Source organism: Acidithrix sp. C25 (assembly GCF_904848545.2).
In genome coordinates this window covers 892,418-917,841 of sequence record NZ_CAJHCI020000010.1, presented here as the reverse complement: position 1 = coordinate 917,841, position 25,424 = coordinate 892,418, and the positions used below count along the sequence as shown (strand labels likewise).

The 25,424-nt window shown below is 47.4% G+C and carries 21 protein-coding genes; 17 read left to right on the top strand and 4 right to left on the bottom strand.

Annotated features, from left to right (window positions below):
* Window positions 1–20: 20 nt before the first annotated feature.
* The 3 genes from hemC (at window position 21) to hemB (ending at window position 3,782) form a co-directional block, all read left to right on the top strand.
* Window positions 21–902 carry a hydroxymethylbilane synthase gene (gene hemC / locus ACIDITHRIX25_RS79675; RefSeq protein WP_201733350.1) on the top strand — a complete coding sequence of 294 codons (882 nt, stop codon included), beginning with the start codon at window positions 21–23 and terminating at the stop codon, window positions 900–902.
* Window positions 903–1,122: 220 nt separating this feature from the next.
* Complete coding sequence (gene cobA, locus ACIDITHRIX25_RS79670) at window positions 1,123–2,625, top strand: uroporphyrinogen-III C-methyltransferase (RefSeq protein WP_201733349.1); 1,503 nt, start codon at window positions 1,123–1,125, stop codon at window positions 2,623–2,625.
* 176 nt (window positions 2,626–2,801) lie between these two features.
* A complete protein-coding gene (gene hemB / locus ACIDITHRIX25_RS79665) occupies window positions 2,802–3,782 on the top strand; it encodes a porphobilinogen synthase (RefSeq protein ID WP_201733348.1) in 981 nt (326 codons plus the stop codon).
* Window positions 3,783–4,184: 402 nt separating this feature from the next.
* Here the strand turns inward: hemB and ACIDITHRIX25_RS79660 are convergent, their stop codons facing one another.
* Window positions 4,185–5,315, bottom strand: a complete 1,131-nt coding sequence (locus ACIDITHRIX25_RS79660; protein WP_201733347.1) for a glycosyltransferase family 2 protein — start codon at window positions 5,313–5,315, stop codon at window positions 4,185–4,187.
* Window positions 5,316–5,703: 388 nt separating this feature from the next.
* On the opposite strand from ACIDITHRIX25_RS79660, the gene ACIDITHRIX25_RS79655 reads away from it, so the two are divergent.
* Together ACIDITHRIX25_RS79655 and hemL are read left to right on the top strand one after the other, a co-directional pair.
* Window positions 5,704–7,515, top strand: coding sequence for a methyl-accepting chemotaxis protein (locus ACIDITHRIX25_RS79655; RefSeq protein ID WP_201733346.1), 1,812 nt, complete (start codon window positions 5,704–5,706; stop codon window positions 7,513–7,515).
* A 240-nt stretch (window positions 7,516–7,755) separates the two neighbouring features.
* Entirely contained in the window at window positions 7,756–9,063 is a 1,308-nt protein-coding gene (hemL, locus tag ACIDITHRIX25_RS79650) for a glutamate-1-semialdehyde 2,1-aminomutase (RefSeq protein WP_052606639.1), read from the top strand.
* Window positions 9,064–9,127: 64 nt separating this feature from the next.
* Here hemL and ACIDITHRIX25_RS79645 read toward each other — a convergent pair whose 3' ends face one another.
* The 3 genes from ACIDITHRIX25_RS79645 to ACIDITHRIX25_RS79635 form a co-directional block, all read right to left on the bottom strand.
* Entirely contained in the window at window positions 9,128–11,212 is a 2,085-nt protein-coding gene (locus ACIDITHRIX25_RS79645) for an IS1634 family transposase (protein ID WP_201733345.1), read from the bottom strand.
* Window positions 11,155–11,358, bottom strand: a complete 204-nt coding sequence (locus ACIDITHRIX25_RS79640) for an IS1634 family transposase N-terminal domain-related protein (protein ID WP_201732276.1) — start codon at window positions 11,356–11,358, stop codon at window positions 11,155–11,157. The genes ACIDITHRIX25_RS79645 and ACIDITHRIX25_RS79640 overlap by 58 nt, the downstream gene beginning before the upstream one ends.
* Window positions 11,359–11,714: 356 nt before the next feature.
* Window positions 11,715–13,055 (bottom strand): geranylgeranyl reductase family protein, encoded by a 1,341-nt coding sequence (locus tag ACIDITHRIX25_RS79635; protein WP_201733344.1) that lies wholly within the window; start codon window positions 13,053–13,055, stop codon window positions 11,715–11,717.
* Between the two features lie 1,583 nt (window positions 13,056–14,638).
* Between ACIDITHRIX25_RS79635 and ACIDITHRIX25_RS79630 the strand changes: the two genes are divergently transcribed.
* The 12 genes from ACIDITHRIX25_RS79630 (at window position 14,639) to nuoK (ending at window position 25,424) form a co-directional block, all read left to right on the top strand.
* A complete protein-coding gene (locus ACIDITHRIX25_RS79630) occupies window positions 14,639–14,797 on the top strand; it encodes a hypothetical protein (RefSeq protein WP_160291699.1) in 159 nt (52 codons plus the stop codon).
* Window positions 14,798–15,034: 237 nt separating this feature from the next.
* A complete protein-coding gene (locus ACIDITHRIX25_RS79625) occupies window positions 15,035–15,478 on the top strand; it encodes an NADH-quinone oxidoreductase subunit A (protein ID WP_052604357.1) in 444 nt (147 codons plus the stop codon).
* A gap of 100 nt (window positions 15,479–15,578) precedes the next feature.
* Window positions 15,579–16,157: an NADH-quinone oxidoreductase subunit B gene (locus ACIDITHRIX25_RS79620; RefSeq protein ID WP_082058433.1), complete on the top strand. Its 579-nt coding sequence runs from the start codon at window positions 15,579–15,581 to the stop codon at window positions 16,155–16,157.
* Window positions 16,158–16,619 (top strand): NADH-quinone oxidoreductase subunit C, encoded by a 462-nt coding sequence (locus ACIDITHRIX25_RS79615; protein WP_052604356.1) that lies wholly within the window; start codon window positions 16,158–16,160, stop codon window positions 16,617–16,619. It begins immediately after the preceding gene.
* 157 nt (window positions 16,620–16,776) lie between these two features.
* The gene (locus tag ACIDITHRIX25_RS79610; protein WP_152625817.1) at window positions 16,777–18,033 is read left to right on the top strand and encodes an NADH-quinone oxidoreductase subunit D; all 1,257 of its coding nucleotides are present in this window, start codon (window positions 16,777–16,779) and stop codon (window positions 18,031–18,033) included.
* Window positions 18,034–18,669, top strand: coding sequence for an NADH-quinone oxidoreductase subunit NuoE family protein (locus tag ACIDITHRIX25_RS79605; RefSeq protein ID WP_201733343.1), 636 nt, complete (start codon window positions 18,034–18,036; stop codon window positions 18,667–18,669).
* Window positions 18,666–19,979: an NADH-quinone oxidoreductase subunit NuoF gene (gene nuoF / locus ACIDITHRIX25_RS79600; protein WP_052604355.1), complete on the top strand. Its 1,314-nt coding sequence runs from the start codon at window positions 18,666–18,668 to the stop codon at window positions 19,977–19,979. Before ACIDITHRIX25_RS79605 ends, nuoF begins: the two co-directional genes overlap by 4 nt.
* Window positions 19,972–22,536, top strand: coding sequence for an NADH-quinone oxidoreductase subunit NuoG (nuoG, locus tag ACIDITHRIX25_RS79595; protein ID WP_201733342.1), 2,565 nt, complete (start codon window positions 19,972–19,974; stop codon window positions 22,534–22,536). The genes nuoF and nuoG overlap by 8 nt, the downstream gene beginning before the upstream one ends.
* Window positions 22,536–23,759 carry an NADH-quinone oxidoreductase subunit NuoH gene (gene nuoH / locus ACIDITHRIX25_RS79590; RefSeq protein ID WP_201733341.1) on the top strand — a complete coding sequence of 408 codons (1,224 nt, stop codon included), beginning with the start codon at window positions 22,536–22,538 and terminating at the stop codon, window positions 23,757–23,759. Before nuoG ends, nuoH begins: the two co-directional genes overlap by 1 nt.
* Window positions 23,759–24,442, top strand: a complete 684-nt coding sequence (nuoI, locus tag ACIDITHRIX25_RS79585) for an NADH-quinone oxidoreductase subunit NuoI (protein ID WP_052604353.1) — start codon at window positions 23,759–23,761, stop codon at window positions 24,440–24,442. Before nuoH ends, nuoI begins: the two co-directional genes overlap by 1 nt.
* The gene (locus ACIDITHRIX25_RS79580; protein ID WP_052604352.1) at window positions 24,442–25,122 is read left to right on the top strand and encodes an NADH-quinone oxidoreductase subunit J; all 681 of its coding nucleotides are present in this window, start codon (window positions 24,442–24,444) and stop codon (window positions 25,120–25,122) included. Before nuoI ends, ACIDITHRIX25_RS79580 begins: the two co-directional genes overlap by 1 nt.
* Window positions 25,119–25,424 (top strand): NADH-quinone oxidoreductase subunit NuoK, encoded by a 306-nt coding sequence (gene nuoK / locus ACIDITHRIX25_RS79575; protein ID WP_052604351.1) that lies wholly within the window; start codon window positions 25,119–25,121, stop codon window positions 25,422–25,424. The genes ACIDITHRIX25_RS79580 and nuoK overlap by 4 nt, the downstream gene beginning before the upstream one ends.

Genomic DNA, 25,424 nt, shown 5'->3' with positions numbered 1-25,424 from the left:
TTAGGTATGGGCGAAAAATCATGACGAAGATCGTTCGGATAGCCACACGCCATTCGGAGCTTGCCCTCTATCAAGCACGAGAGGTAGCCTCTCGGCTGAAATGTGACTTTGAAATTGTTGAGATTACGTCAAGTGGTGATCGTGACCTAATAAGCTCGCTGTCGCAGATTGGCGGAACGGGAATCTTTGTCAAAGAGGTTCAAAATGCTCTGCTTGAAGGGCGGGCAGACATAGCTGTTCATTCAGCTAAAGACCTTCCTGGGGTTCTTCCTGAGGCGACGACCATTGCGGGATATCTTCCCCGAGGTGACATCCGTGATGCAATATTTGGATCTCGAATAAGTGATCTTCGTGAAGGCGCCATTGTGGCCACTGGGTCGGCCCGGCGAAGGGCGCTACTTTTATCTAAGCGCCCCGACGTTAAAGTGGTTGACTTGAGGGGGAATATCCGAAGTCGTCTCTCGAAGGTTGGTGAGGTTGACGCGATCTTGGTGGCAAATGCAGCCTTGGTGCGTCTTGGCATTGATTTGGAGCTTGGAGAGATCTTCGAGCCCGAAGAGTTTTGCCCACAGATTGGACAAGGAGCAATTGCTATTGAAGCTCGGCTCGACGATCTGTCGACCCTAGAGCTTGTTCGGGAGGTCTCTGATTCTGATACGTTTTTGCAGTTGACCGCCGAACGGAGTCTCTTGGCCACATTGGGGGCGGGTTGCACATTGGCGGTTGGAGCCTATTCATCGCTGATCGGGCCTCGAGTTTCCCTCTTTGGGATGATTAGCTCCAGCGATGGAGATGAATTTGTCACAGTCAAAATGGAGAGCGAGGACCCGGGCCTACTAGGCCAGAGGGCGGGTGCATTTCTTCTTGAGAATGGTGGCTCACGCCTTTTGTCTAATGGCTAATTTTTTCATTTGGTCTGCTTTTGATTAGAGCCGATGTTGGGCCATAATTTATTTTCTTGCGAGGTCGCCTCGACCCGTTGATTGGTGACTCATCTCAGGCGAAGTGGCCTTTGTCTGCTGTAATCTTTGCCCCCGGAACATTTTTGTCACTTGACCGAGGTGCCCGGTACCTCATTGAAACCGCAATAGGATTGTTCTGATTCGACTAAGTTAGGTTTGTGTGAGTAGTTCTTATCAGAGGTTTTCAAGCGGCGTAGTTTATCTAGTTGGTGCTGGACCTGGGGATCCCGGATTGCTAACTCTGCGAGGTCGCGATCTTTTGTCAAGTGCAGATTGCGTTATATATGACTACCTTGCCGATTTGTCACTACTCAAATATGTCCCGAGTGACGCTGAAATAATCGACGTAGGTAAGCGTCCTGATCGACCAATGCCCCAGGATGAGATCAATGAAATTATTCTTGCCTGCGCCAAACGACATGAGAGGGTGGTGCGTCTAAAAGGTGGAGATCCTATGCTCTTTGGCCGCGGTGGCGAGGAGGCCATGGCTCTTGTTGAACATAAGATTCGATTTGAAGTTGTGCCCGGAGTCTCGTCTGCAATTGCTGTACCTGCTTATGCCGGAATTCCGGTTACCCATAGGGGCGTTTCAAATACCTTGACGATAGTCACCGGCCACCGACAAGGAGGTGGTGAGGGCGAGATGGACTTTGAAGCCTTAGTTCGATTAGGTGGAACGATAGTTGTACTCATGGGTGTGGCACACCGAAAGGCGATAGCTCAAGGATTGATTGATGCTGGGATGGCATCCAACACACCGGCGGCAAGTATTCAATGGGGAACAAAAGCTGCACAAAAGAGCTGGCGTGGTACGGTTGGCGAGCTTGGGGAAGCTCCGATATCTTCTCCTTCGACCATTGTTATAGGTGCCGTGGCATCCTTCAATCTAGTTTTTTTCGAGTCGCGGCCACTTTTTGGAAAGAAGATTGTGATCACGAGGGCACCCCGTCAAACGGGCCTCCTCGAAGGCCAATTGAGATTACTAGGCGCCGAGGTAGTGGTTGCACCGTCGATCGACATTGCTCCACCTCTCGATAACTATGACTCTCTCGATCGGGAGATCTCACGGATTGAAACCTATGAATACTTGATCTTTACCTCCGTTAATGCAGTGGAGGCGTTTTTTAGTCGAATCGATGATATTAGGAGACTCGCGAGACTCAAACTCGTGGCAATTGGTACTTCAACTCAAAAGGCGATAGAGAGTTTTCAACTCCGTGTGGATTTGGTGCCAAGAGAGGCTCACCAAGAGGCTTTACTGAAAGAGTTTCCGATTGATAAGGGTCGAGTCCTCTATCCGAGAGCCGAGATAGTTCGGGACCTCCTGATCGGTGGACTGATCGAACTGGGTCACGAAGTTGTCGATCCAATAGCCTACCGTAATGTCGACTATGACCCTAGTGAGATCGAAATCGATGCAATTTTAGGTTGTGACGGTATATGTTTTACGTCATCTTCGTCGGTAGTAAACTTCCTAAAGATCTACTCTAAGGATAGACTGCCGCGTTCCGTATTTTCAATAGGGCCGATCACCACTAAGACTGCGCGTGACTGTGGAATTGAGGTATCTGCTACAGCTGATCTTCACAATCTCGATGGTTTGGTTGAAACCCTTGTTGCTTTTTTTGCTGATGACTTTCCATCTGTGGACAGAATTGGATAGATCTATACAAATTCATAATAAGCGCCATCACTAGGGGTGTCTTTTTAGATTTTTCTGAATGTCTTTTGCACGAGGGCTGTCAGCTGATAATCATTTTATTTCGGTAACGGATAGGTTGTTACGTCGGATTTCGATTTGCTTGATGGCCTTTGGCGATTTGGCCCTAAATTTTAACTATGGCAAATATCGCGCGGCGCCCAAGGCGTCTTCGTTCTACCGCAGCACTTCGTGATCTAGTTTCGGAGGTGCAAATAAGTAACAACGATCTTATTGCACCACTTTTCATAAAAGAGGCACTTGATGAGCCAGTTCCGATCTCATCTTTACCTGGGATCTATCAACATAGCGTTACCTCGGCGATCGAAGAGGCGCGTCGTTTGAATGACTTAGGGGTAAAGGGCTTCATGCTCTTTGGAGTCCCGAGTCAAAAGGATCCCCTTGGAACCCAAGGATATGACGATAATGGGATAACTCAACTCTCGATCGGGGCCTTCAAAGAGGCTTTTGGTGACCAGGCAGTCGTAATGGCGGATCTTTGTCTTGATGAGTTTACGGATCATGGTCATTGTGGAGTCCTGGACCAACGCGGTTGCGTGGACAACGACAAGACTCTTGAACTCTATGGCGAAATGGCGTTGGCTCAAGCCCGAAGTGGCGTTGACTTTGTAGCGCCCTCCGGAATGATGGATGGACAAGTTGCATTTATTCGACAAACCTTAGACCAAGCCGGATTCGTGGGTGTGGGTATCTTGGCGTATTCGGCCAAGTACGCCTCAGCATTCTACGGGCCGTTCCGCGATGCGGTTGATGTGACGATTGCCAATGGTGGTGACAGGAAGGGTTATCAACAGGACTTTAGAAATCGTCGTGAGGCAATATTGGAGATAGAACTCGACATCTCTGAAGGTGCTGACATGGTTATGGTGAAGCCCGCTTCGAGCTATCTCGACATAATCTCTACCATTCGACCAATGGTCAACCTGCCAATCGCCGCTTACCAGGTATCGGGTGAATATGCAATGGTAAAAGCCGCTGATGCGGCAGGATATATTGACGGTACTGCAGTGGCTCTTGAGCAGTTACACGCCATCAAGCGTGCTGGGGCGGACTTTATATTGACTTACTTTTCGCACGAACTTGCTGAGATTCTTAGATAATAATCCCACTGGCATCTCCAATGGTTTGTAGATTTCTACACATTGGAGCAAATTTCAAGGTTCATTTATTTGGGTGGTTGCAGATCCTATTCAACGCCTCAACGTGAATGGCGTTAGAAGCCTAAAAACTCAGTCGACGTCTTAGATAACGGCCGAATCTTATCTTATGGACCATCAAGTGGGTGACATAACAGAGATTCGAACAGTTAGATAGTCGATCGTCATAATGTGTTTTATGCTGGCATAGCTTGGGTCAGACTTGTCGTCTCGAGCTGTAGTTTAAAATGGGGCATAAGCTAAAGCGTTTAGCAGCTTAGTCAAATGAAGCTAGGTAGATCCCACCCCAGCTCGGCATGACGGATCAGATTTTATAACGAACCTATTTTTCGGTAGAGCATTTTACTAGGAATGTACCACTGGTTCTTCAAATGGATTTACAAACCCTAACTCTAAAAGCTTGCCTTCTCCCCACTTTTGAACAAAGTGTTCTTGGTCTTTTTTGACTATCTTGCGGATCCAGGAGGCAATGATTGGATCTTTGGTTCCAACGGTTTCGGAGAGGCCATGGGAGATTTTGCTTTCATGAACGCAAGTCGGTGACCTTCCAAATTCGCGCATTCTTACATAAAGATCCGTATCTTGAAACCAAATTGTAAAAGATTCGTCAAAGAACTCGTCCTTACCTGCGGAAAGCAATTCGATTGATGAGGCTTTGAATACAAAGCACCAAGCGGAAAAGTCATATCGAGTCATCTCTAAGGTGTAGGGAAATACTACAAGTTCTCCTGAGTCAAGTGATTCTTGCAAAGGGTCCCACCATCCTGGGAGTAACTGAACGTCATCATTTACGATCGCGATATATTCAGTTTGAGCAGAGCGTACTCCAGTGTTGACTGGAGTCGTGTATCCCTGGGGCGCACCTCCGTTGTCGACGATAACTGTTTGAAACGGTACCTCTGTGGTTTGATATATAGATTTGACCAATCGTAGGAAACGCGCCGAGGTGACATCCAATGTTGGGACGATTATTGTGAGAATCGGTTTTATACCAGGTCCAGGGTTTGCTGGGATTTTGGCCTTGGTAGGATTCGCATGTCTTGTCCCCATCTTGGTCTTTTTTGCAGTTTCGTTTAAGTCGATGGGATAGTTGGCAGCTCGTTTCGTGAATGTTTTGAGTTCGGATATTTCATTGAGACCAAAGTGATTGATCTGAGAGAGTTCTTCGATAATCAGTTGTGTCTCGATTACCTCAATACCCTCGAATTCGATTGCGATCTCTATCGACTGGTCGGCAGAACTAATATTGCTTTGTTCCGTTTTTGCATTAGCATCTAGAAAGCGAGTCAATTGATCGATTATGCCGAATTTACTTAGGTTCAATGCAATTGTTTTGGCCATTGGATGGAATTCGGTAGATTCCTGGGGCCATTGGGACTTTTGATTTGGGTCGGCCAGAGAAAATATTGGAAAAGGGTATTCTCGAAATTTAGCGATCGCATCTACAGAGAGTTCAGCGCGCTCGCCGTAGGGCAAAAAGGCGATGGCGCCTATATATGGCTTCGCGTTTCCATTTCCGAGATCAACTGGATATAGGCGTTAACATCTACATCAGAATCAGCAAAGACCAAAAGCAAAAACCAAAAGCAAAAAACTCATGCCTTCAATATCGGAATAACCAGGATAGTTCTGAAGCCCTGACGCCATATGCAAGAATCTAAAGACATACCCGATGATGCTTTTGGGATCTAAATCAGCCAGAGATAGCTTTTGTGGCAAGGTGTATGGATTCTTAAATTGAGCTTGAGTTTGGTCAACTTTGTTTCGATATAGAGTTGGAGACTTTTAACTTAAGTCCTAGCCCGACTCGGTCGTTGAGACTAAGAGCGCGCGATCTTGAAACGAACTAGGGAAGACGATTAGAGTGACCACAACTGAATCTCGAAGTACCTTATCTGAGGATGCGCCCGCATCGAAAGGACTTCAAGCGCCATCTTTTAATACTCGAACGCGGCGTCCGCGAAGCGATAAGGCAGTAGCTGCATTGAAAGTTCGTCGAAGTATTTCAAGTGATGACCGTGCCTCATCAATTGTAAAACCCGAGGTCCCTGAAGAGTCCTCTGTTGAAGTGGAGGTCGATTTTGATTTCCAAAAGCTATCGTTCGGGGGTGATCTTCTGGGACGAGGTTCTAATGAATCTAGTGATGAACGACAAGTTGGAAAAGAAGGTTTCTCTTTTGGATCGGATCGATTTCGTGTTAATCGATCGATGGTAGATGATTCTGGGTCCCACCTGAGGAATGGCTCGATCTCGGGGGATCGAGTGGTTACAAATAAAGTTGCTATCTCTGACGATGCGCGAAAGGTCAAAGCATCACTGAATCGAATTGCCGTCACAGGGTCAAATCTAGGGGTACGTATTGCCGAGATGGCTGGTGTCTTGGAGGTGGTTTCGAGCTCAATTGATGATCAATTGGCCGAGGTTGCATCACTTGGTGATTTGGCAGAGGGACTCTCTGTGCGAAATAGCGGTGTCGCGCATTCGGCCGATTTGGCTCGGGGGCTAACTCAAAACTTGAATAGCCGAATCTCAGTTACTAAGAGCCAAGTCGATGACGCTGTTGGCGAAATTAAGCAGCTTATCAAGTGGGTGAATGCCACATCTGAGGAATTGGTTCGGCTTAGTGATGTCGCTGGAGGTATAGGAGAATTTACTACTGCAATATCGAGGATTGCCCAACAGACCCATATCTTGGCCCTAAATGCAAGAATTGAAGCTATGCGTTCTGGAAGCGCGGGCGCAAGTTTTGCCGTGATAGCTAATTCGATTAGACAACTTGCTGATCAGACAATTAAAGCTGCCGCTGAGAGCGCAAATACTGCAAATCTTTTGCGTGAACGAATTGATATTCTTTCAAAGGATTCAGGCACTGCTAAAGATAGGGCGAAACGTGCTGAATGGGCAACTACCTCGATGGCTGATGCGATATCGGAGATAGAGAGTTCGTTGGAAGACGCAGATTTGACAGTATCTGAAATAGCCGTATCTGCATCAGAGTCAGCGACAGAGATGCGGGAGTTCGCAGATGGCATTGGTCGCCTATCAAAGGAAGTCGCAGATTCTAATAAAGAGCTCTTCGAAGGTCGAGAGCTCGTAGCATCAGCTCAAGCAGCCTCGAATTTTTTGGTAAATCAGACTGTGAATTCGGGAGTCAAGACCGTTGACTACTTTTTTGCTCATCTCTCGTTTGATATAGCACGAGAGATAGCTGGTCTATTCGAGAGATCTATTCGGGAAGGTCGAATCTCGGCATCGAGCCTCTTTGATGATAATTATCTTCCAATCGATGGTACTTTACCTACCCAGTACACAACAAAGTACGTTAACTTTACCGACCAGGTTCTACCAGCAATTCAAGAGCGGGTTCTGGCTATGGATAAGCGAATTATCTTTTGTGCTGCAATGGATCGAAATGAATACATAGGGACTCACAACCATATCTATTCCAAACCACAGGGAGATGATGTGGTTTGGAACGCAGCGAACTCTAGAAACAGGCGAATCTTTTTAGATGATGTTGCTAAAGCAGCGGCTGCTAATGAAGACGAACATCTGATTCAGCTCTATCGTCTAGATATGGGCACCGGACAATTTGTGATCAGCAAGGACGCTTCCTCGCCTATTTATGTCGGAGGACGTCATTGGGGAGCCCTTCGGATAGCCTATCGTGCCTAACGATCCTCTCTGGGGTTGCTTGAGTTTTTGTAATTGAGGCGCCCAAGGTAGCACTATGGATGTTGGGTCCAACGCAGCATCTCGTGATAGTGCCCACTGGGGCTTTTAAATAGGTCTCATGAGCTTTGGGGGATTTCAGCTAGGATCTCTGTTATCCACTTTTAGCCGATCTGTCGCCATTAAGTGGGTTATAAAAACTATTTGTGGCCCTTTTGGCCCGACCTCCGAGGAAAATTGCACGTGAATAGCCCTGAATCAAAAGTCACCAATGCTTCACTGTTCGATCGAGCATGTGAGCTAATACCCGGCGGTGTAAATTCGCCCGTCAGAGCCTTTCGTTCGGTAGGCGGAGGAACGCCATATTTTGTTGAATCGGGCAAGGGTGCGTTTGTCGTTGACGTCGAAGGCAGAAAGTATCTTGATTACGTACAATCCTACGGAGCGTCGATTCATGGCCATGCCCACGACGACGTTGTGGAAGCCATCATCTCGGCGGCCAGGAAAGGGTCTACCTTTGGAGCACCAACGCCTAACGAGGTTGTACTTGCCCAATTGCTAATAGATCGGGTGCCCGGTTGTGAGATGATTCGCCTTTGTTCTAGCGGCACCGAGGCTACGATGTCTGCCCTCAGAGTCGCAAGAGGTTTTACGGGGCGAAATAAGATAGTGAAATTCGATGGGTGTTATCACGGCCATTCCGATGGTTTGTTGGCTGGAGCAGGTAGCGGTTTGGCCTCTCTTTCGCTTCCAGATAGTGCGGGTGTCTCACCTAGTTCTATTGCTGACACAATGGTCTTTGAATATAACACTGTTCCCACCTTGGACGAGTCGGTCGCGGCTGTCATTGTGGAGCCCGTTGCGGCCAATATGAACCTTGTGCTCCCGGTTGCTGGTTTTCTAGAAGGACTGCGCGCCGAATGTGATCGTGTTGGAGCATTACTGATTTTCGATGAGGTAATTACTGGATTTAGAGTGGGCTTTGGCGGCGCGTCTAAGCATTTTGGTGTTACCCCGGATCTTTGGTGCTTTGGTAAAGTCATCGGAGGGGGATTGCCGATTGGCGCTTTTGGTGGTCGAGGCGAAGTAATGTCTAAGTTGGCGCCAATTGGTCCGGTCTATCAGGCCGGCACCTTGTCGGGCAATCCGGTTGCCACCGCCGCAGGCATTGCTGCTTTGAGCCTCTTGGACGAATCAAGTTATCTTATGCTAGCGGGCCGTTCTAAGGCTCTTGGTGAAGGGCTATCTAAGGTTTTTTCCGATGTCGGCGTAAACGTTGTGGTTTCGGTATTTGAGTCTTTGCTCGGATTATTCTTTTTAGATACTGCTCCAAGGAACTATTCAGAGTCCAAGGTGAGCGGAGACAGCGGTCTCTACAGTATCTTTTTTCGAGAAATGCTTCGCCGTGGTGTCGCCTTTGCTCCTGGCGCCTATGAGGTTATCTTTCCTTCTTTGGCACATAGTTGGGACGACATCGAATGGACGGTTGACATTGCGAGTGCTGCGGCTGGAGAAGTGGCAAAGCATATAGAGAAAAGATCGAAATCTTAGCCCATCTTTCCAAAAATCAAACCATTCTCCCAGCTAGTTGAGTATGTGGTCTTACGTTGGGACACTACAAATGCGTCGCAATGGTCTTTATCCGTTTAAGGGGATCACTAACTCCTAAGAGACGGTAGATCTCTTTGTGAACCGGCTCAGAAACACCACTAGTGCGGATGTGATAGACGACGCCTTTATCTGATGTAAGAACTATGGTGGCTCGGCGGTGACTGTTGAGTTGCTCTTTGATGGTTGACCATCTTCTCTTATCGTTATTTTGCCTCAAGGTCAGCTCAATAGCACTAAGGAGGTGATAGGCAAGTACTGAGATGAAGAGGTGAGCAGCAGTTCGGCTAGCTAGTTGATGATAGACCGGTCGAAGTCCAAGATCACTCTTGAGGGATCTAAAGGCATCTTCTACTTTAGTGAGAGTCGTATAGATATTCCAGATCTCACCTGCATCTAGCTCGCTATGGCTGGTGTCTATGACGTAGGCTCCTTGGAGATTATCATCTTTGGCTTTTGTGGGTTTTTCTGTAATAGTGAGATTGATTACTTTGTCAAAGCGTCTCTTTTTGATGATCTTGCCATGGTCTTGATGATATTCAAGGGATATCTCGTATTTGGAAGCAATACTTGGGTACTTGGCCTTGATGCGTCCGATACGCTCTGAGACAACTGTGGTCTTAGATATAGAACCCTTTGTGATTGAGGTATTCAACGAAGTGATATCTACTAAGAATCTCTCGTTAGCTTGACTAGAGATCGCTGATTCCTTCTTGGATCTCCCCAAAGAACGACACAACACCACGGTTGTGGTGTTGTTGTTGGTGGAAGAGGTGGAGATGGAGATGGAGGAGGAGATGGAGGAGGAGATGGAGGAGGAGATGGAGGTGGCGTTAGTATCAGTGTCGGTGCTGTCGCTGATATTGTTGCCGGTATTCTTGCCGGTGGCACCATTACGGATATAGTCGTCAGTGTCGGTGCTACTGTCGCTCTTGATGATTTTGGTGTCGTTGCTGCTGTCGCTGTTGCTGATACTGTTGCTAGTGTTGCCGGAGGTGGTGTAACTGTTATTGTCGTCAGTGCCGGTGTCTTCTTCTAGCGTTTGCACTTGTCCTTGCACTTGCACTTGCGTTCTCACTCGCCCTTGTGGCTTTTGTGGTTCCACTTGGAGCTTTTTCACCATCACAGGGGATCCTTGGGCATCGTAGATCTCGGTGAAGCCTTCCATCTCCATGAAATGGCTTCGATAGAGGCTCTTTTTGTTAGCTCTCTCAATTACTACGTAGTTGAGATTGCGCTTAATGAGAAGTTCTAGGTTTGCCTTGGTAGCAATTCCCCTATCCATCACAATGGTAGGAACAACATCCCCAAAGAGAGATCCATCCGATAGAGACTCCAAGGCATCAAGTACGCTAATGAGAGTTCTAGGCTCAGAGGTATTGCCCTCATGTATCTCTGAGTAGATGGGTAGTCCCCGGTGATCAACAAGTAGTGCCAGAGAAACTAATGTGCAATCAAAACGCTTCTCTTTGGAATGTCCATGTTTAGCTAGGGAGTTCCCCTTAGTAGAACCTTCGAAGTAGGTGTTGGTTAGATCAAAGAGAAAGAGCCTGGTATTCGTCCTAAAGAGATCAGAGCTAGCTCTATAGAGTGCTGGCTCTATGACGCCTTTAGCGTCATAGAGCTTATCTGCAATTGCATAGACCTTATCCTTGTGAAACTTAGAGAGATCGATACCACATATCTCAGGTAATGAAGAGTTGGAGTTGATATAAGAATAGGTCTTTCGATCAGATCCAGGATGAATAAGACGAGCTATTATCGTTGCCTTGGCAATACCAAGGGATTCACCCGATAGACCTGCACTCTCTAGGATCTTATCGAAGCTAAGAGCTTCATAGAACGAGTTTCCTATGAGTTCTGGACCGATACTTCTACTATTGATAGTCTTAGCACTAGAGAGATCCACCATCTCAAGGTCAGCCTCAGTAGCTCTTGTTTCTTTAGCGGCTGCAACTTCGGAACGAATTGCATACTTAGTGATTGCCAGATCTGCGTATCTGGCAATAATAGGATCTGATTCAAAGAGTGAGGTTACTCCAGAGAGTCCCAGGTAATAGCATTGGCAATTGCATTGGCCAGAGCTGGCCACAATGACTTATCCAGGTCCAGTTCGGTCAAGGTCATTACTATACGTTGACGGGGACCTTTTTCACAGCGGTAGGACTCAACGAGTTGGTACTTACTGTAGCTAACGCCGGTCTTTTTATTAACTGTTGGAGTTTCACGGATAAACACAACAAGACAATAGCACCATGTCAGAGCTAATGCAAGTCATAATCAACACTACTCAAAAATTAGGACACTACATTCGCGACCCAAAAAGACCTAATACCCATCTACCAGGGCATCTATAAATCGCCCAAGTCGAAAATCGCCCAAAATCCCCTCAAAAGGGACCAATTAGGGCGATTTTTCGGGAAATCTGCGAAAGATGGGTTAGAGTCAATCGCACTTTGTAACTATGAGTAGCCTAGAAAAGATGCGATTACCTAGAAAGAGCGACAAGTCATAAAAGCGATAGACCCCAAGGAACCCAAGATAGTGGACGATTATCGAAGTGTCTCATTCGATAATCGTCCGAGGCCTAGGCGTTAGTTATCTGTTTTTACGGAAGGTCGCTTTGGTATCTGAATTAATTTCATGAATTTGGCGCGGTTTTTGGATACTGGCCTCCAGATGAGATCTTTGGTCTTGACTGCGCCAAGGCCAAGCTGATAGAGCGCCTCCGGAGTTCCGATGTGGTTTGGTCGCATAAGGTTTGCCATAATTCGTACGATAGGGGTCATGACGCTCTTAGAGTTCATTCCAAGACCAACGCTAGCTCGCATAATGGTTGGGTGTCCTATTAGGCCTACGAAAGCTCTGGCGACCCTGTAGTAATTCCCATATATTGATTCAAGGCTACGTTCGTAACGCGATAAAATGGAAGGATCATCTAAAGATAATGCATCAAATATCACTCCGGCCGCCAGACGTCCAGTCTCATAGCCGTATGCTATTCCTTCACCATTCATGGGGTTAATTGTTCCGCTTGCATCTCCTATTAAGATGAAGTTTGAGCCAACTCGTGGACTAACCGATAGCCCCATCGGAAGTTTTCCGCCCGTGCCGACATAGATCGGATCATCAAGGGAAAGGCCCCATCTTTTGGGTGCGTTTTCGACGAAGGCTTCCATAACTTTGGTGGTGTTGACATCTTTCCACTTGCCTAAAGTGGAAAGGAGGCCGATTCCTACATTTACTCTTCCATCTCCAAGTGGGAAGATCCATCCGTATCCGGGGAGTATCTCCCCTTCTTTTGTTCTTATGTCGAGGTGGGATTCGATGAATGGATCACCCGAGAGTGGCGATGAGAAGTATCCCCGTAACGCTAAGCCCATAGGGAGCGATCTATCTCTTTTTGCCCCGAGTAACCTCCCTATTCGTGAGTTGGATCCATCTCCAACAAGTAGATATTTAGGGTGAAATGAAACTGTAGTGGATGAGGCTTTGTCGTATGCCTCGACAGCTGTTACCTTACCATTTGGATCTCTTTCAATCGATACGGCTTCATGACCTTGGAGAATTGTTGCTCCAGCATTTTCCGCATTCTTCGCAACTGCTTCGTCCAGTCGAAAGCGAGTCACAACATATCCATATGATGGAAGGTCTGGATGATCTGGCCATGAGAGTTCCATCTCTTTTTTTAGCGCTACAGCTCGCAGACCGTCATAGCGATGGGTGGTTTCAAGAAAGTCCCCCATTCCCATTGCTTCGAGCTGAAAGACAGAACGTGGAGTAAGGCCGTCTCCGCAAGTCTTTTCTCTTGGAAACGTCTTCTTCTCTAGGACTACTACAGAGACCCCGTATTTAGAGAGCCAATAAGCAGCACTTGCCCCGCTAGGGCCTGCTCCAATTATCAAAACATCACATTGGTTGTTCAACTCAGTCATCGCCTATAGCCTAGGGCTCTATTGAAGTTAACTCAAAGGTGCAGTAAAGAGCAGTCGTAAACTTTTGATATTCACATGCTTGCTCGCATGGTCTACCGATGACCATCGGTTTATAGACCGCGCGCGAAGACAACCATAGCTGATCGTTAGTTGTCCCCTTGGCGTGCCTTAGTTTTGTTTGCTCGAAGTGGTCAGGGATTTTGGATTAACTTTGTAGATTTCGTGTGTTAATTCTTGGTCAGAGGTGTTTGTGGACGGTTGATATTCGCCGTTTTATCTTCTACTACAATGACTAGATCTTGGAATAAACCAGTGCTAGATCTGCCGGCATAAGATTACTTGGTGAATTATTCAACGCATTTCGTTATGGTTTCTGGCTTGTGACATCGGGTATTTAAGATATTTATTCCCCACAAATTAATGAAGTGATAAAGCGTTATTTGAACCTTTTCATAAATTCCTCTAATAAAGGCGCAGACTATAAAGAATTATGAAGGTGTGGAGATCGAGAGCTCTGCTCGTTCTTTTAAAAGCAAAAATTGGATTGTCGTATGAAATATTTCAAGGGAACACATCTCTTTTCCTTGCTCTAAAAAATATTTCGACCATGGGCAACTATTTAGATTTCAAAGATTTATTTGTATCCGTCGCGCTCGGCCTAGGATGAACGTGTGATTAGATTTGTACAATCCTGGTGGTCAATCAAGGACTTTATAGCCCAATTTGGATAGCCTAATTTTGATAGCCCAATTTGGCACAGATCGCCATCAAGTTCGAAGCTCTACTAATTGGCGGCATAAAATTGTTGATTGGCTACCTGCCATTTAGGTACCGAATGATATTATGGGTGGGATTTTTGTGATCTCAAGGAAATCTCGTTTTTTTGATCGAGGATTTCAGATCCCACTAACGCTCGCAGTGCGTCTGTGTATTGATTTGCTGAGTAACCTATCTGGTTTTGGGTCCTGGCAATTGCCCCATTATCACCAGAGAAGTAGATTAATAATTATCCTCTTCAGGTTAATTTATGCAGATTAATAATTAACTCACATCAGTAGGTTTGTCGGAACAGGTTGCTGTATATCGATCTGAAGACTCGTTTTCTTAAAAGGTTGATAAATATTGCTATTGCTTCAGCGAGATAATGTGATAAATCGCGGGTGCTAACTTAATTATCACTTCAATGATCAATCGCAAATTAGATTAATGGCATTGCGGGCATCAGGAATGGATCCCGGTAGAAGCCTGGATGTCAACTCAGGAATTTTGGCCCTATCAATCCTTTGGTATTTTATACAATTTCATATGCGAAACCTTGATTAAATGGGCTTTCGAATGACTTAGATTTAATCGGTTGTTTTCGAGCTGTAATGTATTTTTGGAAGTCTTTCTGGCTTCAAGAGCACCGAATGGATGCATCGCCTAAATTGCATCGTTCTTACTTTGGTTTTTGAGTTCTCTTCCTTTTGGAATCGACCCAGGAATCGACCCAGGAATCGGCGAGTTAACTTTTAGGTGATTTTGGTCACATTTATTCGTCGGTCATGTTTCAGGTTGATTAATTTTGATCGAACAATGCGATTGTGAACAGGGCAGACGATGCTGTCTTTGGTCGTCAAAGAGGCGAAGACGGTACCTATGACTCTTTGGTCGAGGGCTTAAATTCAGAGACTGTTTTGTGTGACGTTCGAGCCAAGTTGCCTGATGGGATTCAGCTTACGAAGTTGAATAGTGTAAATTGATGTGTGATGCTGATGCATTGTTGTCATTATATAAAAGGCGAAAGTCCTTATGAACAAAGTATGTTGTGACCCGTTTGGGATTCTTACTAACCTAGGTGCTAGACATTAACGGGACGCGGAGTCGATTGATTTTTGCGTGTCAGATGTTGCCTTAGTTTTCCGTAAGAGTGAACGCTTTGTTCCAAGGTCGGACTAGTAGGCTAAATTCTGATTTTGTTAAGAGGTGATGTTTTAGCTATGGCACCTTATTTGCCAATAGTTATCATGCTGGGGTTGGGAATGCTTTTCGCTGCAGGGTCTTTCATAGGCTCTGGTTTGTTGGCTCCAAAGAAGCCAACAAATGCGAAATCTGCTCCTTATGAGTGTGGAATCGTACCACAGAGAGAACCCGTAGCACGTTTTCCAGTTCGGTTTTACCTCATAGCTATGATATTTATTATCTTTGATATAGAGATAATTTTCTTATACCCGTTTGCGGTTGTCTTCCATCAGTTGGGCTCGTTTGGCCTCTCAGAGATGGTTGTCTTCGCGGTAGTGGTCTTTGTTTCTTTCGTCTATTTGATTTCAAATGGAGCGCTTGACTGGGGTCCAGTAAAGCGTTATGGAATTCAAGAACCTTATCCGCAGCGTACGACAACATCGACGATTCGTCGAGTTGCATCTGGCGAAGAAGCCGCTTGATAACTCAATAGCGCACACGGAGGCTTATAGTCTCCGTGTGCATTTTTTTGGCGATCTAAATCGCCACATACCCTTGGGTAATCCAATTTGGAGGTTTTTTGTGGGTTTAGAGGACTTGAGTCATAATTTCCTGACCGGGAATATTGAAAACTTAGTCAAATGGGCGCGTCGTAATAGCGTTTGGCCGGCCACTTTTGGTTTGGCTTGCTGCGCAATTGAGATGATGTCTGCTGGCGCTGGAGATTATGATCTTGCCCGTTTCGGGATGGAGGTCTTTCGGGCTTCCCCACGGCAGGCTGATTTGATGATCGTAGCCGGGCGTGTCTCTCAAAAGATGGCGCCGGTTCTGAGGCAGGTCTACGATCAGATGATGGAGCCTAAGTGGGTCATATCCATGGGTGTCTGTGCCTCAACTGGCGGAATGTTTAATAACTACGCCATCGTACAAGGGGTAGACCAAATCGTTCCAGTCGACGTCTATGCGCCTGGGTGTCCACCTGGCCCCGAGACGTTAATGCATGCAATATTGACCTTGCATGAGAAGATTCGAACTGGCGAGATTACTCGTCGTAAGGGTGAGGGAGCAGGGATAGTAGTTGAGGAGCGTCCGAGGATCTCTCCGATTGCACCTGCAAGTGCCTCCCCAAAGAGCGCTTCGGTAAAAGTGGTGAATAAGTAGATGATGGATGAAGTTGTTAAAGATTCTTCGGGCGTATATTTTCCAAGGCCCGATCAGTATCTAGCGCTCATAGAGGATTTGAAGGATCACACCTATGAATTCCTTTCGGATCTATGCGGTGTGGATTACCTTGGCGATTCCACCAGGGTGCTTCCAGATGGAGTGCTCGGTGAGCGTTTTGAGGTTGTAGTGGTGCTGACTTCTCTGGTAGAACGCAAGCGGGTTAGGGTACGCGTTCAAGTTCAAGAGGCAAACCCGATCGTAGGTTCGCTCTTTGACCTTTATGTGGGATGTGAGGCCATGGAGCGCGAGGTCTATGACCTTTTCGGAATAGTTTTCGAGGGTCATCCTGACCTTAGCCGAATCTTGCTTCCAGAAGAGTGGGAGGGCCATCCATTGCGCAAGGACTATTCGATTGGAAGAGTCCCTGTCCAGTTTAAAGCTTCTCAGGCAATCAGATAGGGGTGAATTGACGATGGTGAAGCAAGTATCAAGCGGATCTCCAAATAAGGCTTCGAATCCTTCTAAAGATTTACTCTCTAAGGAGGTTGAGATAGAAGCTCTAGCGGCTGAGACCTCTGAGGGTTCTCAGGAGATGTTCGAACGCTCTGACACAGATATGGTGGAGTTCCGACGAGAGTCCGGCTCGGTATTGCGAATTGCAGAGGGTGCTATCCTTGACTCGAGCGATATTGATGTAGAGGTTTCAGAAGACGAAACCATGATTATAAACATGGGCCCCCAACACCCCTCAACCCATGGTGTTTTGAGGTTGATGATGGAGCTCAAAGGCGAGATGGTTCTTCGAACTAAGCCAGTTATCGGTTACCTTCACACTGGAATGGAAAAGACTGCAGAAGGTCTTAGCTATATTCAGGGTTCGACCAACGTAACTCGAATGGATTATCTCGCTCCACTCCATAACGAACTGGTCTTTTCCTTGGCGACCGAGTCGTTACTTGGAATTGATATGCCACCTCGTGCAACCTGGATTCGGATGTTGATGTCGGAGCTAAACCGTCTTTCGTCGCATCTTATGTGGATGGCGACGAATGGAATGGACCTTGGTTCGACTTCGATGATGATCTATGGCTTTAGAGAGCGAGAGATGGTGCTTTCTTTCTTTGAGAAAACTACCGGTCTTCGAATGAACCATAATTACATTCGTCCTGGTGGCGTCGCCGCGGACCTTCCCGATGGATGGTACGACGACGTTTTGGCAATTTGTCAAACGATTCCGGGTCGACTCGATGAATACGATGAGATGCTTACAGGTCAGCCGATCTTTCGCGAGCGAACTGAAGGGGTTGGAATCATAACCCAAGCCCAAGCGATCGCCCTTTCGGCTTCTGGTCCATTGCTTCGATCGACAGGCGTAGCGTGGGATCTTCGTAAGGACATTCCCTATTTGGCTTATGATGAAGTTGATTTTGACGTGATCGTGGGAAGCGTGGGGGACACCTTTGATCGTTTTGCAGTTCGCCTTGCCGAGTTGCGAGAGTCGGTGCGCATAATAGCCCAGATCATTGAAAAGATGCCCGAGGGTCCATATCGCACTTTGGATAAGAAAGTTACCCCTCCGCCGCGAAAGCGCATCGATGAATCGATGGAGGCACTTATTCACCACTTTAAGCTTTTCACAGAGGGCATTCATGTGCCACCTGGGGAGAGCTATGTTGCTGTGGAGTCACCACGCGGTGAGTTGGGTTGTTACATGGTCGCGGATGGTTCAGCTAAGCCGTTCCGTATGCATATTCGAGGGCCGTCCTTTGTGAATCTGCAGTCGCTTCCAACGATGATGGCTGGAAGTTTGATAGCGGACGCGGTTGCAATTATTTCCTCGATTGACCCAGTTATGGGAGAGGTGGATCGTTAAATGAGTGGTTTTTCGCAAATAATGCGAAGGCGTGCGGAGTCTCTCGTGGAACTTTACCCCGAGCGACGTTCGGCCTTGATTCCTCTTTGTCATCTAGCACAAGAAGAGGCTGGATACCTCAGTGAGGATATGATGCGAGATATTGCAGATCTCGTAGGCGTGACGCCCGCTGAAGTCTATGGAACGGCAAGTTTTTATGACATGCTCCACACTGAGCCAGTCGGCAAATATCTAGTCGGCGTATGCACCAATATTGCGTGTCTCTTGCAGGGCGGTGGCGAATTGCTCGAACACGCCGAGGAGAAGTTGGGCGTTTCGCCTGGTGGAACTACCCATGACGGAGTTTTTACCCTTGAAGAGGTTGAGTGCGTTGCCCATTGCGACAAAGCGCCTGCTGTCCAAGTCAACTATCGTTTTTTTGGGCCTCTGACGGATGAGACCTTTGATGAGTTGATCGATGACCTCAGCGTTGGAAAGTACGAGGGTGAAGTTCCTAGCCATGGAACACTCATTCGAGTCCATCGCGAGGTTGGGATTGAGGTTCCAATGGAGGAGATTGTCGCTCAGCGCCGAGAGTCGGACGCCGCTATTGCCAGTCGTAAGGCAGCACTTGAAGCTGCGAAGGAGTCTAAGTGACAACTGTTAGTGAACACGTCCCCAAGATTGTGACTTCGCGCATCGGGTTGGATCAATCGTATTCGATTGATACCTATCTAGCAACTGGAGGTTATGTCGCCTTAAGAAAGGCGCTTACCACCATGACACCTGAGGCCGTGGCCAGCGAGGTTATGACTTCAAACTTATTAGGTCGAGGTGGAGCTGGTTTTGAAGTTGGACGCAAATGGTCCATGCTAAAGAACTCGCCCGTTCGATATTTGGTAGTCAACGGCGACGAATCTGAGCCTGCAACTTTCAAGGATCACATGCTTATTGAAGGCGATCCCCATCAAATAGTCGAAGGTACCATAATTACAGCCTATGCAGTAGGTGCTTCGCGAGCTTTTATCTTCATACGAGGTGAGTTCGCGTTAGGACTAGAAAGAGTTCAAGCTGCAATAAACGAAGCCTATCGCTATGGTGCTTTAGGGCAAAATATCTTCGGGAGCGGTTTTTCACTTGACTTGGTGCTACACCCCGGAGCCGGAGCTTATATTTGCGGAGAAGAGACTTCTCTGATCGAATCTTTAGAGGGTAAGCGCGGATATCCTCGAATCAAACCTCCATTTTTCCCCGCGGTAATTGGACTTTACGGTGCACCTACGATTGTAAACAACGTAGAGTCGATGTCCAATATTCCATGGATTGTAAATAACGGCGGTGCCGCTTTCGCCTCTCTGGGAGTAGGGCGTTCGACAGGTACTCGAATCTTTGCATTGGCCGGTCACGTCAATCGACCTGGTAATTACGAGGTCGAGATGGCGAAGATGACCTTTAGAGATTTGGTCGATTCGCCACAATACGGCGGTGGCATGAGGCTTGGCAGATCAGTCAAAGCCTTCATACCAGGTGGCGTTTCGGCACCATGGTTTGGACCTGAGGGTTTGGATATTCCCTTGAGCCAAGATGACGTTGCCAAAGCTGGATCGATGCTTGGTTCAGGGTCGATAGTCATGATGGACGACCACACCTGCATGGTCAGGGCTGCGTGGCGTATCACTAAATTTTTCAATCGAGAGTCATGTGGCCAATGTACGCCGTGTCGCGAAGGAAGCGGTTGGATTGAGAAGATGATGCGACGCATTGAAAACGGTGGAGGACGCGAGGCCGATCTAGATTTGCTTTTGGATGCCTGCGACAATATCGCGCCGGGTCTTTCGTGGCCTCCGGCCCAAACGACGATATGTGTTCTAGGACCATCGATTCCTTCGTCAGTAGTTGCTGCGATAAAGATGTTTCGCGACGAATTTTTAATTCACATCAAAGAGGGTGGTTGTCCGTATGAGTAATACCGAATCGAATCCGGATTCACTAAAGATTGTCGTTGACGGAGTAGAGATTGACGCTAAGCCAGGTGAACTTATAATTTCGGCTGCCGAGCGCAACGGTGTCTTCATACCTCGTTTTTGCTATCATCCGAGAATGTCTTCGGTTGGCGTCTGTCGAATGTGTCTGGTGGATGTAAAGGGGCCACGTGGTTTTAGCTTGGCACCTTCTTGTTATCTGACGGTGGCTCCCGGAATGGAAGTCATCACCAACTCCGATAAGGTAAAAAAGGCACAGGATGGCGTTCTTGAGTTTCTTTTAGTAAACCATCCGCTTGACTGTCCAGTTTGCGACAAGGGAGGCGAGTGCCCACTTCAGGACCAGACTTTAGCCTATGGCCCGGGCGAATCCCGCTTTGTTGAAGAAAAGCGTCACTTCGAGAAGCCAATTGCCCTCTCTGAGATCGTCTATCTTGATCGGGAGCGATGCATCCAATGTGACCGATGCGTTCGATTTGCCAGTGAAATTGCCTTTGACCCCTTGATTGAGTTCATCGGAAGAGGTGATCATACCGAGGTAAATACCTTCCCTGACAGCCCCTTTGCTTCATACTTCTCAGGTAATACGGTTCAGATATGTCCCGTTGGCGCTTTGACAGCGAAGCCATATCGATTCAAAGCACGCCCTTGGGACTTAGAGCAGAGTGAAAGCACCTGTACTACTTGCTCTGTAGGTTGTCGAATTGCGATTCAGACCTCTCGTAGTGAAGTGACTCGCTATCTAGGAATCGATTCCGACGCAGTAAATCACTCTTGGTTGTGTGATCGGGGACGTTTTGGCTACGAAGCCACTAACTCTTCCGAACGGCTTTCAGAGCCATATGTTCGATATCGCTCAGATCTTGCAGCGGTTTCATGGCGGGATGCGATTGGTAAGGTCGGAAGTATCCTTCGAGGAGCGATCTCCCAGGATCCAGCAAATGTCGCCTTTATAGGTGGCTCGAGCCTTACCAATGAGGGAATCTATTCCTTTGTTCGACTTGCCAAGTCGGGACTTTCTGTGGAGAATTTCGATGCCAGAGTTATGCCAAGTCGCTCAGCGGACGTTCTATTTTCGCTTCCGCGAGTGTCATTGAACGAAGCCATGGCTTCGTCGATCGTAGTTGTCATAGGGGCCGATCCTCGCGAAGAGATGCCAGTCCTCTTTCTGAGAATGGGCGAGGCATCTAAGACCAAGACTGAGATCTATGAGCTTTCTAGGGTCGAGACATCGATTTCAACTTTTTCCAAGCATATTGGGGTCTCTCAGATCGACCTTTTGCGCCAACTGCGCGAAGGTAACTTCGGCACTAACACATCTTTAGAGTCTTTGTTTGATCGACTTGCAACTGTGGATAAAGTTACCTTTGTCATAGGGGACGAAACCATTGCGAATGCTTCGGTGATCACGGACGAACTCGCCCTGGCGTTGCACGAGAAGGTCCCAAATGCGGGTTTTCTCTTTATGATGTCGGATGCGAATATTTTTGGTGCCTATGACCTAGGAGCGATTCCTGGATATGGTCCAGGTAGGGTAGCCCTAGGCACAAATGGCGATAGCAATATTGGAATCGATACATATTCGATATTGCGACGTGCTTGTGACCAAGATATGGTCCTTGTTATCTTGGCTGAGGATCTAATCACCAAGATGGCCGATACGGCTTTAGTCGAAGCTGCACTTTCGCGATCTACGGTGATAGTGATCGATAGCTATTTGACTGCTACGGGTAAATACGCCGATGCTATCTTGCCACTGGTGGCTCCGGGAGAGACCGCTGGAACTCATACAAACTTTGAGGGACGTGTTTCGCGTTTAGGTAAGGCTGTGGTACCGATGGGCCAAGCTAAGACCGACGTGGTGATTGCAGCTGAGATTGCTCGCGAGATGATGATCGAAGCCACAAGCCATGACCATGAAGATATTTTCAATGAGATGGTGGCCACCTGCGCACTATATAGCGGCCTCTCCTATAGCGAACTTGGTTCTGAGCGGTCTCCGGACGGGGTGATTGTCCCGCTGCCGAGAACGAAGGTTGCGATTGGTCGCCGTCGTTCTTTGGATCCGATCGCCACTCCTGGTCTGGTGTCTAGTGGTCGCCAAGGTCCTCCAGCAAATATCGATGAAGCTGTCGATAATGGACCATCTGACTACGTGGGAAGATTTACTCAGGCGAGCTTTGCAAGGCAGTCAGATAAAGTTGACCTTGTTGACCATCAACAACATGGCGAGTACCTCCTAGTGTTGACGCGTCCACTCTATTATCCGACCCCCGATCTTGTGGTGTCTCCTGTGATGAAGGCTTTGATACCATCCTCGCAAGTTCGAGTTCCTTCTATCCTGGCGGATAGTCTTGGACTCATTGACGGCCAGGAGGTTGAACTTAGCAACGGAGAGATGGGCATCCTTAGGGTTCCTGCTCTGATTGATAAGACGCTTCCTGATGACATAGTGGTCGGTACGTTGGGGTCGGGAGTCAACTTGTTGTCCATCGTGGATTCGTCTAAAGAAGTAAATTATGTGAAGGTAGGGATAAACTGATGGGTCAAGACCCGCTTTTTCTCGGCCATATCTCACTAGGGGTTGTCCTGATCGTCGTTGTAAAGGTCCTCGTGGCTTTTGTAGCGCTTTTGGTCTCAGTTCTTTTGATGATTTGGTTCGAGCGTAAGATAATCTCGGATATGCAGAACCGAATTGGACCTAATCGAGCAGGCCCCTATGGTATTCTTCAGACACTTGCCGATGGAATCAAGCTCTTTTTCAAGGAAGATTTGATACCAGAAAAGAGTGATCGATTCGCCTTCAAATTGGCTCCATATTTGACGGTTATCCCGGCATTTTTGATCTTTACGATCGTACCAATTGGCGGCACAGTCCATATCTTTGGTCACGTAGTGGAGTTGCAAGTCGCGGATCCCCCGATTGGAATTCTCTTTTTGCTTGCGATGTCATCGGTCGCGGTCTACGGTACAATGCTGGCTGGTTGGTCTTCTGGCTCTAAATACCCGTTGCTTGGCTCTGTTAGAGCTTCAGCACAGATGGTCTCCTACGAGGCCGCGATGGGACTTTCGGTCGCAGCTGTTGTATTGATAACTGGTTCCTTGGGTACTCGGGACATAGTCAACTCTCAGATGGGATCGTTCTTTGGGATCTTCCCCAAGTGGAATATTATTCGCCTTGGTATCGTACCCTTTGTTATCTTTGTGATCGCGATCACCGCCGAGTTGAATCGTCCTCCATTTGACCTAACCGAAGCAGAACAAGAGTTGGTCGGTGGATTCCATACCGAGTATTCTTCGATTCGGTTTGCCCTCTTTTTCTTGGCTGAGTTCATGAATACGATTTCGATGTCAGCTGTCATCGTGACCTTGTTCCTCGGTGGTCCAGATGGCCCCAACCTCGGTGGGCCTGCATGGATTTGGCCGATTCTCTGGTTCTTGATCAAGACTGGTGCATTTCTTTTCTTTTACGTATGGGTAAGAGCGGCTCTACCGCGATTGAGATACGATCAGCTGATGGATTTGGGTTGGAAGATACTTATCCCAATCTCGCTGGCTTGGCTTCTGTTGGTTGGAGCTATGCAAGTATCTAAGGTCTATGGTTTTGTCCTTTTCGTAGTCTTTTTGATAGGTGGATCGGTGCTCTATCGAGCTGTATCGATCGGACGCGACAACGATTCAGACGTTGAGACGATTGCTACATTTACACGGATTAAGTTCAACGATGAAACCTCCATCGAAGGCTCAAATGAGGGAGATAACTGATGGGCGTATTTGATGGCTTCAAGGGCTTCAAAGTCACGCTGAAGCAAATGGCCGAGCCTCGCATTACTGGCCAATATCCAAGGGATAAAAGGCCAAAGCCACCGCGGTTTCATGGACGTCACGTCCTGAATCGCTACGAAGATGGCATGGAAAAGTGTATCGGTTGTGAGCTTTGTGCCGGGGTTTGCCCCGTAGGTTGCATCTATGTAAGAGGTAAGGATAATCCTATCGATGATCCAGTCTCACCTGGTGAGCGATATGGATTTGTCTATGAGATTAATTATCTTCGATGTATTCACTGCGACCTTTGTGTAGAGGCCTGTCCGACCGAGGCAATCACCGAGTCGAAGCTCTTTGAGTTTTCCTTTACTTCGCGTCAAGACGCCATTTATACAAAGGATGAATTGGTCGTCGATGACGATGGCAAGCCGATGCAAATGCCCTGGGAGGACTGGCGAGAAGGCGATGACGAGATGACATCTGGTTGGATGCGCGCAACCTCTCCAAGTGGTGATCCGGGCTTCGAAGGTATTGTTCATTGGTCCAATGAACTGGGTTATGGGACGAGAACTCCCGAAGACGGTCAAAAGAGCGATAGAGACGAGAGCGCCGTTAATTCCTTTGCAATTAGGAAGATCAAAGGGGATCGCATCTCCAAAGCTAACGGTGGGAGGGTTAGATAGTGGAGACAAGCCTTATCTTAGCTGCAATCGCTAAGCCGGATTTGATTACATTTATTGCGGCTGCAGCAATTGTTTTGGCTGGCGCTTTTGGCGTTGTGGCATCAAAGAATCCAGTCCATTCGGCTTTGTCATTGGTGATGACGATGTTTGGAATCGCCATTTTGTTTATTGAAGAGAATGCGCAGTTTTTAGCGGCGGTACAGATAATTGTCTATGCCGGTGCAGTCGTTGTTTTGTTCTTGTTTGTCATCATGTTGCTTGGCGTCGATAGAAGAGAGATCTTTTCGCGTGAGAAGCTCCGAGGTCAACTCCCTATGGGTATCGTTGCAGGAGTAATCGCCTTGGGCGAAGTACTCCTTTTGGCTAAGACCACCTGGGCAACGGGGGCTAAAGCATCGACGGGTCCAGTCGGGAATTCCGTGGACAATGTAACAAGAATTGCACGGGCTGTCTTTTCGACCTATCTTCTCCCATTTGAAGCAACCGCAGTTCTGCTCGTCATCGCGGTTCTTGCCGCGGTGTATCTGGCTCGTCGTGTGGTTGTCGAACATAACGAAGAAGAAGAGATCGCAGTTGCGATTCCCGAGCCAGATGATAGCGACTTTGGGGTCTCGATTTCAACGGCCGACTATAGCGAGGATTTTGAGAATGAATCTGATGAAGAGGTGATCGATCTATGAGTATTCCAGGAAGTTGGTTCTTAACACTGGCTGCGGTGCTCTTTAGTGTTGGCGTCGTTGGCGTTTTGGTTAGACGTAATGTAATCGTGATGTTTATGTGCGTCGAGATGATGCTAAATGCAGTGAATTTGACCTTTGTTACCTTTGCACGAATGTTGGGCGATATAGGCGGTCAGGTACTTGTCTTTTTCGTTCTAGTTGTTGCGGCTGCAGAAGTAGTAGTGGGATTGGGAATCATCGTTTCAATCTTTAGGCGACGCGTAGGCGCTACCGCCGATGACTTACATCTTTTGAGGGGCTAG